Below are 12257 nucleotides of genomic sequence, written 5' to 3' on the forward strand. Positions count from 1 at the left end.
GTGCTCGACAGGCTTCCGCAAGGTTCGCCGAACGCATTGGGGCTTGAATGACTGGTTTCGCACGATCAGCGACTTCCTATGCGATGCCTTTGGCCGCGCTGGCACTGGCCGTTGCGGTCAGAGTCAGCGGGCTATCGATGGACGAAGGTTCGCCGAGCGTCAGGATTCTCGTCGGAGCGCTCTCGAGTGCGATCATGTTCATCACTATTTTCGTGGTGCTCGATCACGCCGAGGCGGTGGCCCACCGTGTGGGGGAACCCTACGGCACATTGGTGCTGACTTTTGCCGTGACGGCAATCGAGGTGTCGATCATCGTTTCCATGATGCTGCATGGAGAGAACAACCCCACGCTTGCACGTGAGTCCGTCTTCTCGACGGTGATGATTGCCTCCACCGGCGTTGTGGGGACGTGTCTCACGTTTGGCGGCTGGCGTCATCGCAAGCAGGCAATTGTCCGGCAAGGGACAAGCGCATATCTGGCGGTTCTGGCCGCACTGACCGTCATGACGCTTATCCTGCCGACCTATACACGGACCACCGATCCCGGCACATTTTCGGCAGCTCAGCTTGGCCTTGTGAGCGTACTTTCCGTGCTGCTCTATGCAAGTTTTGTGTTCGCGCAAACCGTCCGGCACCGGGACGACTTCATCGAAGGACTGGCACACGACCTTTCGGCGCGAACCGCCCCTCACAAAAGCATCTCTTCCAGCGCTCTGCTCCTGATAATCGGACTGATCGGAATTGTCATGCTCGCCGAGCAGGTCGCCGCAAGTGTTGAAAATGCGCTCGTTGCTTATCAGGTGACCCAGGCTGACAGCATTGTGGGGGCAATGATCGCGGGTCTGGTTTTGATGCCGGAAGCCATTTCGGCGGTTCGTGCTTCACTCAACAATGAGCTGCAGCGCGGCCTGAATGTCGCAATGGGTTCGGCTTGCGCCACGATTGGCTTGACGATACCTGCGGTCGCAGCAGCCAGCCTGCTTACGGGACGAGGCTTAACCCTGGGGCTCCCGGAAGCTGACGCAGTACTTTTGGTTTTAGCGCTTTTCATATGCGGCGTAAGCTTTAGCAACGAAAGGACGACCTTCCTGACCGGAATCGTCCATGCCGTTGTGTTTTTTACGTATGTATTTCTGGTATTTATCCCTTGAGGCTTTGGTGCGATCTGGCGACCAGCCATCAAGGCGGGTATTCTCGAACGCGCCTGATTTGAGCTTTTCGGGGTTCCCAAGGCGACATCCAAGACCCGAACGACTCACACCCCCATCACCACCCCACCCAGCCCGCGAATGATCTTCGCCAACTCGACGCACTCATCATGCCGCACCTTATTGCGGCGCCAGGCCAGGCAGATCGTGCGTTGCGGCATTGGCTCCTGGAACGGCACGATCTTGAGGTCCGGCATGGCGCTGGCCGGCCTTGCCGCCATTTCGGGGATGAGCGTGACGCCGAGACCATGCGCTACCATCTGCAAGAGCGTCGTCAGGCTGGTGGCGCCATAGCTTGCCATTGCCACCGGGCGCACGCTGCCGCAGAGCGCGAGCGCCTGTTCGCGCAGGCAGTGGCCTTCCTCCAAAAGCATCAGCCGCTCCAGCGCCGGGCTTTCCGGCGGCACCGGTGGCGAGGCGAAGGCTGGATCTCCGGCTGGCACGGCGAGGAAGAAGCGGTCGGCGAACAGTTCTTCGGTGACCAGGCCGGGCTGGTCGAGCGGCAGCGCGGCGATGAAGGCGTCGAGCCGTCCGGTTGCCGTGTCCTCGACTAGCGATGCGGTGACTGCTTCGCGCAGTTCGAGTTGCAGGGACGGAAAATGCCGTTTCAGTTCCGGCAATACATGCGGCAGCAGATAGGGTGCCACGGTCGGGATGATGCCCAGCCGGAAGCGGCCTTCCATGGCCGGGCGGCCGCGCCGGGCCGTCGTCTCGACATCACTGATGTCGCGCAGGATGCGCTCGATGCGTGGCAGCAGCGCTTCCGCCTCTTCCGTCATCCGCACCGTCTTGCCGCCGCGCTCGAACAGCCGGCAGTTCAGCCTTTGCTCCATCTCGGCGATCTGNTCCGTCATCCGCACCGTCTTGCCGCCGCGCTCGAACAGCCGGCAGTTCAGCCTTTGCTCCATCTCGGCGATCTGCGCGGACAGCGCCGGCTGGCTGACGCCGGCAAGTTTTGCGGCGCGGCCGAAATGCAGCGTTTGCGCCAAAGCCTCGAAGTATTGCATCTGCCGCACGGTCAAGCCAATCATAAGGAAAGCCTATCGCAACAAACAGGAAAGGCAATTTGTTTTTATCGAAGAGACGGCTTAGTCTGGAACCATTCCAGAGTGGCGCGGCTCCCGGCCGGCCCGGAAAAAACAACACATAAATCAGCAATTCGGAGGCCAAGATGGACGCGATGACCGACGACAACAGCGCCGGCAAATGCCCGGTCGCGCATGGAACCTCCGCCAGGACCAACCGCGACTGGTGGCCGAACCAGCTCGACATCGGCGTTCTCCACCAGCAGTCGAGCCTTTCGGACCCGATGGGCGAAGCTTTCGACTACGCCGCGGAGTTCAAGACGCTCGACCTCGACGCGGTGATCGAGGATTTGCACAAGGTGATGACGGATTCGCAGGATTGGTGGCCGGCCGATTTCGGCCATTACGGGCCGCTGTTCATCCGCATGGCCTGGCACAGCGCCGGCACCTATCGCATCGGCGACGGCCGGGGTGGCGCCGGTGCGGGCCAGCAGCGTTTCGCGCCGCTGAACAGCTGGCCGGACAACGCCAATCTCGACAAGGCGCGCCGGCTGCTGTGGCCGGTCAAGCAGAAATACGGCCGCAAGATCTCCTGGGCCGACCTGTTGATTCTCACCGGCAACGTCGCGCTGGAATCGATGGGCTTCAAGACCTTTGGCTTTGCCGGTGGCCGCGCCGATGTCTGGGAGCCCGAGCAGGATGTCGACTGGGGTTCGGAAACCAAGTGGCTCGACGACAAGCGCTATTCCGGCGACCGTGAGTTGCACGGCCATCTCGGCGCGGTGCAGATGGGCCTGATCTACGTCAACCCGGAAGGGCCGAACGGCAAGCCGGATCCGCTGGCCTCGGCCCGCGACATCCGCGAGACCTTCGGACGCATGGCAATGAACGATGAGGAAACCGTGGCGCTGATCGCCGGCGGCCACACCTTCGGCAAGACCCATGGCGCCGGTGATGCAACACTGGTCGGCGCCGAGCCGGAAGGCGCGGGCATCGAGGCGCAGGGCCTCGGCTGGTCGAGCAAGCATGCCACCGGCATTGCCGGCGATGCGATCACGTCCGGCCTCGAAGTTACCTGGACGACGACGCCGACCAAGTGGAGCAACAACTTCTTCGACAATCTCTTCAACTTCGAATGGGAGCTGACCAAGAGCCCGGCCGGGGCCCATCAGTGGACGCCGAAGGGCGGCTCTGGCGCGGCTACGGTGCCGGACGCGCACAATCCCTCGAAGCGTCATGCGCCGGCAATGCTGACCACCGACCTCGCGCTGCGGGCCGACCCGGCCTATGAGAAGATCTCGCGCCGCTTCCACGAGCATCCGGAGCAGTTCGCCGATGCCTTCGCCCGTGCCTGGTACAAGCTCACCCATCGCGACATGGGGCCGGTCGTGCGGTATCTCGGCCCGCTGGTGCCGAAGGAAGAGCTGATCTGGCAGGATCCGGTTCCGGCCGTCGACCATGAGCTGGTCAGCGACCAGGATATCGCATTGCTGAAGGCCAAGATCCTGGCTTCGGACCTCAGCGTTTCGCAATTGGTCTCGACCGCCTGGGCCTCGGCCTCGACCTTCCGCAACTCCGACAAGCGCGGCGGCGCCAATGGCGCGCGCATTCGTCTGGCGCCGCAGAAGGACTGGGAGGTCAACCAGCCTGTCGAACTGGCCACCGTGCTGGCGAAGCTCGAAGCCATCCAGAACGAGTTCAACGCAGGCGGCAAGAAGGTCTCGCTGGCCGACCTCATCGTGCTCGGCGGCGTCGCCGCGGTCGAGAAAGCGGCGCAGGATGGCGGCAATGCGGTGAAGGTTCCCCTCACGCCCGGCCGCACCGACGCCTCGCAGGCGCAGACCGACGTCCATTCCTTTGCGGCGCTCGAGCCGAAAATTGACGGCTTCCGCAACTATGTCAGGGGCAAACCGCCGATGTCGGTCGAAGCCATGCTGGTCGACCGGGCGCAACTGCTCAACCTGACGGCGCCGGAGATGACGGTGCTGGTTGGTGGCCTGCGCGTGCTCGGCGCCAACACCGGCGGCTCGAAGCATGGTGTGTTGACCGACAGGCCGGGCACGCTGACGAACGACTTCTTCGTCAACCTGCTCTCGATGAGCACCATCTGGGATCCGGCCTCCGAGCCGGGCTCGCATGAGGTCTATGAAGCACGCGACCGCAAGACCAGGGCAGTCAGGTGGACCGCCACACGCGCCGACCTGATCTTCGGCTCGCATGCGCAGCTGCGCGCGCTGGCCGAGGTCTACGGGTCGGCGGATGCCGGGCAGAAATTCGTTGGCGATTTCGTCAAGGCGTGGACCAAGGTGATGAACGCCGACCGTTTCGACATCGCTGCCTGATACAACCTCCCAAACGAAGGGCGCGGGCCGAGGCCCGCGCCCTTCGTTTTCGCAGGCTTCGAAATCAGTCCTTTTCGAAGATGCGTGCCTTGGCGACGACGCCAGCGATTGCGCCGCCGATCAGCGGCGCAACGATGAACAGCCAGAGCTGGCTGAGGGCTGCGGCACCGGTAAACAGCGCCGGGCCGATCGAACGCGCCGGATTGAGCGAGGTGCCGGTCACCGGGATCATTGCGAAGTGCAGTCCGGCCAGCGTCAGGCCGATGACCAGGCCGGCGAACGCCGTCGAGTGCTTCTCGGCGGTGACGCCGAGGATGACGGTGACGAAGGTGAAGGTGCCGATCAGCTCCCACAGGAAGGCCGAACTCGTCCCCCATTTCGCCACGTCCCAGCCATTGGCGCCGAAACCGGTGGTGTGCCCGCCGGTCTGGCCGGAGACGATGATCCACAGCGCCAGCGAGGCCAGAATGGCGCCGATGATCTGCGCGATCCAGTAAGGAATCACACCCTTGGCCGGCAGCCGGCCGGCAAGGAAGACGCCGAGCGTGACGGCCGGGTTGAGATGTGCGCCTGAGATGGGACCCACCGCGTAAGCCGCCGCAATCAGGCCGATGCCGAACGCCAGGCCGATGGCTTCCTGGCCCAGCGGCAAGTCGGCGAGAAAGCCACCCGTCGCCACCGACGCCGTGCCGATAAACACCAATAGAAATGTCCCTAGAACTTCCGCAAGATACGTTTTCATTGCCCTCTCCTCGTATCGATCCGTCGGTCCGCTTTTCCGCGCCGCGAATCATGGCGCAAAGAGTATTCCCAACGCAAAAGCTTGGAAAGCAGAGCAATTGCGCCACAGATCGTGCTTACGGCGGCCAGTTACCAACATTAGAGACCTTGCATATATTTGAGATTTGTTATCGCCGGCGGGCGGACATTTGCCGGCGGGGAAAATCGTCGGCCGCGAGCGGAAGGCCTCGTCGCCGCGAAATTCAAGCGGGGTTCAATCTCGACGCGAAACGCTCTAAGAGCAGGCCGAAAGATACTGTGCTCGATAGATGGAATGACGAATGCGACTGGGCGGACGGCTGGCGGCAGCCATTGAAGTGCTGGACGACATTGGCCGGCGCCACCGGCCGGTGGCCGATGCGCTGAAAGATTGGGGCCTGTCGCATCGCTTTGCGGGCGGCGGCGACCGCGCGGCGATCGGCAACATCGTCTACGACGCGCTGCGCCACAAACGTTCCGCCGGCTGGCTTTTAGGTGAAGACACGCCCCGCACCATCGGCTTCGGCGCGCTGCTCATCGAATGGGGCCAGACGCCGCAATCGCTCAACGATGCGCTCCAGGGTGACAAGTTCGCGCCGCCGCTGCTCAGCGCCGCCGAGTTGCAGGCGCTGGCCGAGCGCCGGCCTGAAGACGCGCCGGAGGCGGTGCGGGCGGACATACCCGACTGGTGCGCGCCGCTCTTCGAACGATCCTTTGGCGCAGACTGGGTTGCGGAAGGGGCGGCTTTGGCGACCCGCCCGCCGCTCGACATCAGGGTCAATACGCTGCAATCCGACCGCGCCAAAGTGCTGGCCGAACTCGCCGACACTGGCGCCAAACCGGCTGCTATCGCGCCGCAAGGCATTCGCATCCCGCCCATCGACGGCGACGGCAGGCACCCGAACGTACAGGCCGAGCCGGCCTTCCAGAAAGGCTGGTTCGAGGTCCAGGACGAGGGTTCGCAGATCGTTGCCGCCCTTGCCGGCGCGCAGGCCGGCATGCAGGTGCTCGACTTCTGCGCCGGCGCCGGCGGCAAGACGCTGGCGCTGTCTGCGGCGATGGCCAACAAAGGCCAGGTCTTCGCCCATGATGCCGAAAAGGCGCGACTGGTGCCGATCTTCGACCGCCTCCGCCGTTCGGAAAACCGCAACGTGCAGGTCGTCACCAAGCCGGCTGAACTCAGCCCCCTCGTGGGCCATATGGACATTGTGCTGGTCGATGCGCCCTGCACCGGCAGCGGCACCTGGCGGCGCCGTCCCGACGCCAAATGGCGGCTGACGCAAAGACAGCTCGATGCCCGCAAGGGCGAGCAGTCGGCGATCCTCGACGCGGCCAAGGCCTATGTCAAACCGGGCGGCCTGCTGGTCTACATCACCTGTTCGGTGTTCGACGAGGAGAATGGCGAGCAGATCGCTGCCTTCCGCGAGCGGCACAAGGGCTTTGTCCCGGTCGATCATCGCGCGCTCTGGGATGCCAGCTTCCCCGGTCACGCAGCGGCCGCCCGGATCGGCAAGACAAGCGATATCTCGCTGTCGCCGGCGCTCAGCGGCACCGACGGGTTCCATTTCTGTGCGCTGCGTCGGGCGAATTGACGCTGCGATTGACAGGCTGACATAGCGCCAGTTGCAGATGCGCGGCGTCGGCCGCCAGACGGGGTAGAATTCTTGCAAAGATATGTGTCGCCTCTGCTTTTCCTCATTCTGGTGCTCGGCGGCGGCCTGTTGATCGGCTATGCGACGTTGCCGGGTGAATGGTATGCCTCGCTCGCCAAGCCGCCCTTCAACCCGCCCAACTGGGTCTTCGCGCCGGCCTGGACGCTCCTTTATGTCCTGATCGCCGTAGCCGGCTGGCGGACATGGGAGCGGGAACGAGCAGGCGCCGCGATGAAGATCTGGGCCCTCCAGCTTGTTCTGAACTTCGCCTGGTCGCCGACTTTCTTCGGCGCCAAACTGGTGGGGCCGGCACTGGTCGTGATCCTGGCTCTTCTCGCCAGCATTGCGCTGTTCATAGCCACGGTGTGGAACCGCGATCGGGTTTCCGGCTGGCTGTTTGCGCCCTATTCCCTATGGGTGGCCTTCGCCACCTTGCTCAACGCGTCGCTGCTCCTGTTGAACTGAGTGCTTTGCTGCAGTGCAGCAAAAGCATTTGCGTGGCGTTCAGGCGTCTGCGATAAGCTTTGCAGATAAATCAGGGCGATGGCCATGGCAGCAAAGATCGTACCCGCACCCGATTATGAGGACCGCGTCAGGGCGTCGTTCGCCCGCCAGCAGGCGATGGCGACCATTGGCGCCGAGCTGACCCTTGTGACGCCGGGCATCATCGAGATCGAAATGCCCTATTCGGCCGCACTCACGCAGCAGCATGGTTTCCTGCATGCCGGCGTGATTTCGACCGCACTGGACTCGGCTTGCGGCTACGCCGCGTTCTCGCTGATGCCGGAAAATTCCGGCGTGCTGACCATCGAGTTCAAGGTCAATCTCCTGGCGCCCGGCCGGGGCGAACGCTTCCTGTTCCGCGGCTCGGTGACCAAGCCCGGCCGCACCATCATCGTCGCCGACGGCCAGGCCTACGCCTTTGCCGCCGATGGCGAGGCCAAGCTGATCGCGACCATGACCGGCACGATGATGACGGTGGTTGGCCGTGACGGGATAGCAGGCTGATGGCCAAAATTACGCGAATTGGTGGCAAGGACGTCCTCTTCGTCATGGCGGCGCAGGCCGAGTACGGTCCGCATCTGCAAAAACTGTTCACGCCGCTGATGACGGGCGTCGGCCCGGTAGAGGCAGGTGTGCGGCTCGGCGCCGAACTGTCATGGCTGAAATCCGAGAAGGCGTTGCCCGATCTCGTCGTCTCGCTCGGCTCCGCCGGCAGCCGCACACTGGAGCAGACGGAAATCTACCAGGCGGTCTCGGTCAGCTATCGCGACATCGACGCTTCGCCGCTAGGCTTCGAAAAAGGCGCGACGCCGTTCCTCGACCTGCCGGTGACCGTCCCGCTATCATTCAGGATACCGGGCATTAAAGAAGCCAGCCTGTCGACCGGCGGCGCCATCATCACCGGCGCCGCCTACGACGCCATCGCCGCCGATATGGTCGACATGGAAACCTTCGCCTGCCTGCGCGCCTGCCAGTTGTTCGATGTCCCGCTTATCGGCCTGCGCGGCATTTCAGACGGTGCAGCCGATCTGCGCCACGTTGGCGACTGGACCGAATATCTGCATGTCATCGACGAGAAGCTGGCGGATGCGGTCGCTCGGCTCGAACAGGCCATCGGCTCCGGCACGCTACACAAGGAGCAGCCTGGGCAAGAGTCGGCGCCGCTCTGAAAGTCGGGTTGCGCACCCCATTGCGCCGACTCGTTTCTTTCTCTAAAGGCTCGCCATGACGACAGCCAATCATCCCGATACAGTCCTGATTGTCGATTTCGGCAGCCAGTTTACGCAACTCATCGCCCGCCGCATCCGCGAGGCTGGCGTGTTTTCCGAGATCGTGCCGTTCCAATCGGCCGAAGCTGCCTTCAAGCGCATCAATCCGAAAGCCGTGATCCTGTCGGGCGGTCCCGCCTCGACATCGGACATCGGCAGCCCGCGCGCGCCGCAGATCGTCTTCGATGCCGGCGTACCTGTGCTCGGTATCTGCTACGGCCAGATGGCCATTTGCGTGCAGATGGGCGGCGTCGCCGAAAGCTCGAACCATCGCGAATTCGGCCGCGCCTTCGTCGAGATCGAAAAGGACAGCCCGCTGTTCGAGGGCCTGTGGGCGCCAGGCCAGCGCCACCAGGTGTGGATGAGCCATGGCGACCGCGTCATCTCGCTGCCCAAGGGGTTCGAAGTCTTCGGCAAGTCGGAAGGCTCGCCTTTCGCCATCTTCGGCAACGTCGCGCGCAAGATGTACGGCATCATGTTCCACCCGGAAGTTGTGCATACGCCGGATGGCGCCAGGCTGCTGAGAAACTTCGTGCACAACATCGCCGGCATCGAAGGCGACTGGACGATGCGCGCCTATCGCGAGCATGCGGTCGAGACAATTCGCAAACAGGTCGGCAAGGGCAAGGTGATCTGCGCGCTGTCGGGCGGCGTGGATTCATCGGTCGCCGCACTTTTGATCCACGAAGCGGTCGGCGACCAGCTGACCTGCATTCTTGTCGACCATGGCCTGATGCGCAAGGACGAGGCCGCCGGCGTGGTGGCGATGTTCCGCCAGCACTACAATCTGCCGCTGATCCTGGTCGACGCGTCGGAAAAATTCATCTCGGCGCTGGAAGGCGAGTCCGACCCCGANACAATCTGCCGCTGATCCTGGTCGACGCGTCGGAAAAATTCATCTCGGCGCTGGAAGGCGAGTCCGACCCCGAGAAGAAGCGCAAGACCATCGGCCGGCTGTTCATCGAAGTGTTCGAGGAAGAGGCCAAGAAACTCGGCGGCGCCGATTTCCTGGCGCAAGGCACGCTCTATCCCGACGTCATCGAGAGCGTCTCCTTCACCGGCGGCCCGTCGGTGACCATCAAGTCGCACCACAATGTCGGCGGCCTGCCGGCGCGCATGAACATGCAGCTGGTCGAGCCGCTGCGCGAACTGTTCAAGGACGAGGTGAGGGCACTGGGCAAGGAACTCGGCCTGCCCGAAAGTTTTATTGGCCGCCATCCGTTCCCTGGACCAGGCCTTGCCATCCGCTGCCCCGGCGGTATCACCCGCGAAAAGCTCGAAATCCTGCGCGAGGCCGACGCCATCTATCTCGACGAGATCCGCAAGGCCGGCCTCTACGACGCCATCTGGCAGGCTTTCGCCGTGCTGCTTCCGGTGCAGACCGTCGGTGTGATGGGCGACGGCCGCACCTACGAATTCGTCTGCGCCCTGCGCGCCGTGACGTCCGTCGACGGCATGACCGCCGACTTCTACCACTACGACATGGCTTTCCTCGGCGCGGCGGCCACCCGCATCATCAACGAAGTCCGCGGCATCAACCGCGTCGTCTACGACGTGACGTCAAAGCCGCCAGGCACCATCGAGTGGGAGTGATTCAGGCCCACTCAAACGCCGCCGAAAACACGCCATTGTACGCCATAACTATTTGACAACACATATAAACCCATTCGGCGACAATCGGTGCGCAGAGATTGGATTGACGGACCGGCTGACGGACCTTCCGCATATTGGTAGCTCAGATTTTTCGAAGTACCGTCAGATCCAATGAGGCTCTGACGGTATTTTTTTATGCCTTAAGGAATTGAAGATAAAACAAAATTTCTGCCGAAGAGCCTCGAAATTGTACTGACGGTACTTTTCAGGAGGTAGCGGGGAATGCTGACGGACGTCGCCCTTAAAGCCCTGAACCAAAAGAGAACATCTACAAGATTGCGACGGCATGTATGTTCGCGTCATGCCCAGTGGCGCGATCTCCTTTCGGCTGGATTACAGGCTCAACGGAGGCCGCGAGACGGTCTATCTTGGCAGGTATGGACGGGACGGAATCTCGCTTGCCTCAGCCGGGAGAAGTGTCTCGACGCGAAGCGCGCTATTGGCGAGTGACGGTCGCCGGCGATAGAAAAGCAGCGCGACAAGCGCCGAGTTGTCACCCCGGTCTCCGGCCGACTTCAGCGCCGAAATGGCTACCAAACCAAAGCGATGCCCGGGCCTCCAAGGCCTCTTCTTATTCCGGCCAAGCCGGCCCGGAGCGCCGCATTCACTCACATCCCTTGAACCTGAGTGCAGAGTTGCCGCATCGAAGCCATTTGAGCAGCCGAGTTCGCGCCCGAACCCGTGCTGGTGCTGGCGGTCGTATCGCCAGCTGTATTCGAGGATCCCGACGTGCCGGTGGTTGTACCCGAACCAGTGCTGTTGCTGGCCGTGGTGTTACTGCCGGTCGAACCAGAGCTGCCTGAAGTGCCGGTGGCTGTGCCAGAGCCGGTGCCGATACTCGCCGTTGTATCACTGCCGGTCGAAGCCGAGCTACCTGACGTGCCGGTCATTGTGCCAGAGCCAGTGCCGTTACTGGCCGTCATCCTGGAGCAGTCGGAGCGAACCTGTGCCTGCTGTTCAGAGCTCAGGGACGACCAGTTCTTGCGGATCTCATCCTGCGACAGAAGTCTTCCCGAATTGGCGTCGCTGAAGAATGAGCCGGAGAGCCTGCTGTCCCAGCCGCTCGGGATACCGCTTTGGCCGGAGCCGGACGTAGAGCTCATACTGGACCCGGCCGATGAGCCGGACGTTCCGTTCGTGCCGCTGGATGTTCCCGACGACTGCGCCAAGGCCGCGGTGGCGAGACAGAGAGAGATCGCTGTAGCTGTCAAAATCTTACGTTTCATGTGAGTCTCCTTTGGGGTTCGACGCCGTTGCGGCGTCGAATCCTAATCCCGAGGAAAGGCACTTGTTCCTGTAAAGAGTGGAATTCGATGTCATGATCCTTGTGCACCAGCCTTGGCCTCGAATGCGATGCCGGAGCGCTTCAACGACGACTGACGCCTCAGGCGAGAGCTGTCCGCTACTGGGTGTTAGAGGCGATATGCGGAACGCTTCCCGAATAGTTGGGTGCCACCATCGGGTAATTGCGAGGCAGGTTCCATTTGGTTCGGTAATCGTCCGGATTCATGCCCAGTCGGCCAAGGTGCGAACTGCGTCGGGTCTCGGTTAGAGACAGGAGGGTGGCCTTTGCCGCGGCGTATAGCTCGACATGCGGAGCTCGTCTCGACCGCGCACACTCAATATGTTTTACGATGACGCCCCCCAGATGTCATATGAGCGAATGCCTTTCCGGCGAAATAAATTGCTCCCAGCAGGTCGACGCTCAGCACCTTCAGCCAGCCCGCTCTAGTGAATGCCTCAATGGTTAAAGATTATCAGGCCGGCGCGTTGTTGACGATTATTACCAACCTGCCGAACGCGTGAGCGCAAGTCGACAGCACCGTGATAGCGGCCTCCCCGGCGC

9 protein-coding genes and 3 pseudogenes are annotated in these 12257 nt (G+C 62.6%); 9 read left to right on the top strand and 3 right to left on the bottom strand.

Annotated features, from left to right (window positions below; all coding sequences use genetic code 11):
- Positions 1 to 47: 47 nt before the first annotated feature.
- Positions 48 to 1151 (top strand): calcium:proton antiporter, encoded by a 1104-nt coding sequence (locus X771_RS159755; RefSeq protein WP_023686837.1) that lies wholly within the window; start codon positions 48 to 50, stop codon positions 1149 to 1151.
- Positions 1152 to 1255: 104 nt separating this feature from the next.
- On the opposite strand, the gene X771_RS159750 is transcribed toward X771_RS159755, so the two are convergent.
- Positions 1256 to 2239 (bottom strand): hydrogen peroxide-inducible genes activator, encoded by a 984-nt coding sequence (locus X771_RS159750; RefSeq protein WP_023686838.1) that lies wholly within the window; start codon positions 2237 to 2239, stop codon positions 1256 to 1258.
- A 140-nt stretch (positions 2240 to 2379) separates the two neighbouring features.
- On the opposite strand from X771_RS159750, the gene katG reads away from it, so the two are divergent.
- Positions 2380 to 4575, top strand: a complete 2196-nt coding sequence (katG, locus tag X771_RS159745) for a catalase/peroxidase HPI (protein WP_023686839.1) — start codon at positions 2380 to 2382, stop codon at positions 4573 to 4575.
- A gap of 64 nt (positions 4576 to 4639) precedes the next feature.
- Here katG and X771_RS159740 read toward each other — a convergent pair whose 3' ends face one another.
- Positions 4640 to 5317: an MIP family channel protein gene (locus tag X771_RS159740; protein ID WP_023686840.1), complete on the bottom strand. Its 678-nt coding sequence runs from the start codon at positions 5315 to 5317 to the stop codon at positions 4640 to 4642.
- A 319-nt stretch (positions 5318 to 5636) separates the two neighbouring features.
- On the opposite strand from X771_RS159740, the gene X771_RS159735 reads away from it, so the two are divergent.
- The 7 genes and pseudogenes from X771_RS159735 to X771_RS159715 all read left to right on the top strand — a co-directional run bounded on the left by X771_RS159735 (position 5637) and on the right by X771_RS159715 (position 11641).
- Positions 5637 to 6926: an RsmB/NOP family class I SAM-dependent RNA methyltransferase gene (locus X771_RS159735; protein ID WP_023686841.1), complete on the top strand. Its 1290-nt coding sequence runs from the start codon at positions 5637 to 5639 to the stop codon at positions 6924 to 6926.
- Positions 6927 to 7010: 84 nt separating this feature from the next.
- Positions 7011 to 7451 (top strand): TspO/MBR family protein, encoded by a 441-nt coding sequence (locus X771_RS159730; protein ID WP_245261809.1) that lies wholly within the window; start codon positions 7011 to 7013, stop codon positions 7449 to 7451.
- An 84-nt stretch (positions 7452 to 7535) separates the two neighbouring features.
- Entirely contained in the window at positions 7536 to 7994 is a 459-nt protein-coding gene (locus X771_RS159725; protein ID WP_023686843.1) for a PaaI family thioesterase, read from the top strand.
- Positions 7994 to 8659: a 5'-methylthioadenosine/S-adenosylhomocysteine nucleosidase gene (locus tag X771_RS159720; RefSeq protein WP_023745697.1), complete on the top strand. Its 666-nt coding sequence runs from the start codon at positions 7994 to 7996 to the stop codon at positions 8657 to 8659. Before X771_RS159725 ends, X771_RS159720 begins: the two co-directional genes overlap by 1 nt.
- A gap of 55 nt (positions 8660 to 8714) precedes the next feature.
- Positions 8715 to 10351, top strand: a pseudogene (gene guaA / locus X771_RS01000000164700) (glutamine-hydrolyzing GMP synthase).
- Positions 10352 to 10633: 282 nt separating this feature from the next.
- Positions 10634 to 10858 (top strand): annotated as a pseudogene (locus X771_RS1000000166355) (Arm DNA-binding domain-containing protein); the annotation flags it as partial.
- A gap of 234 nt (positions 10859 to 11092) precedes the next feature.
- A complete protein-coding gene (locus X771_RS159715) occupies positions 11093 to 11641 on the top strand; it encodes a hypothetical protein (protein ID WP_023667727.1) in 549 nt (182 codons plus the stop codon).
- A 172-nt stretch (positions 11642 to 11813) separates the two neighbouring features.
- Here the strand turns inward: X771_RS159715 and X771_RS1000000166360 are convergent.
- A pseudogene (locus X771_RS1000000166360) lies at positions 11814 to 11939 on the bottom strand (MucR family transcriptional regulator); the annotation flags it as partial.
- Between the last annotated feature and the right edge of the window lie 318 nt (positions 11940 to 12257).

This window comes from Mesorhizobium sp. LSJC269B00, assembly GCF_000502815.1.
Lineage (GTDB): Bacteria > Pseudomonadota > Alphaproteobacteria > Rhizobiales > Rhizobiaceae > Mesorhizobium.

Coding starts and splice junctions, on each gene's coding strand:
- X771_RS159755 (WP_023686837.1), top strand. CDS start 48: ATGACTGGTTTCGCACGATCAGCGACTTCCTATGCGATGCCTTTGGCC.
- katG (WP_023686839.1), top strand. CDS start 2,380: ATGGACGCGATGACCGACGACAACAGCGCCGGCAAATGCCCGGTCGCG.
- X771_RS159740 (WP_023686840.1), bottom strand. CDS start 5,317: ATGAAAACGTATCTTGCGGAAGTTCTAGGGACATTTCTATTGGTGTTT.
- X771_RS159735 (WP_023686841.1), top strand. CDS start 5,637: ATGCGACTGGGCGGACGGCTGGCGGCAGCCATTGAAGTGCTGGACGAC.
- X771_RS159725 (WP_023686843.1), top strand. CDS start 7,536: ATGGCAGCAAAGATCGTACCCGCACCCGATTATGAGGACCGCGTCAGG.
- X771_RS159720 (WP_023745697.1), top strand. CDS start 7,994: ATGGCCAAAATTACGCGAATTGGTGGCAAGGACGTCCTCTTCGTCATG.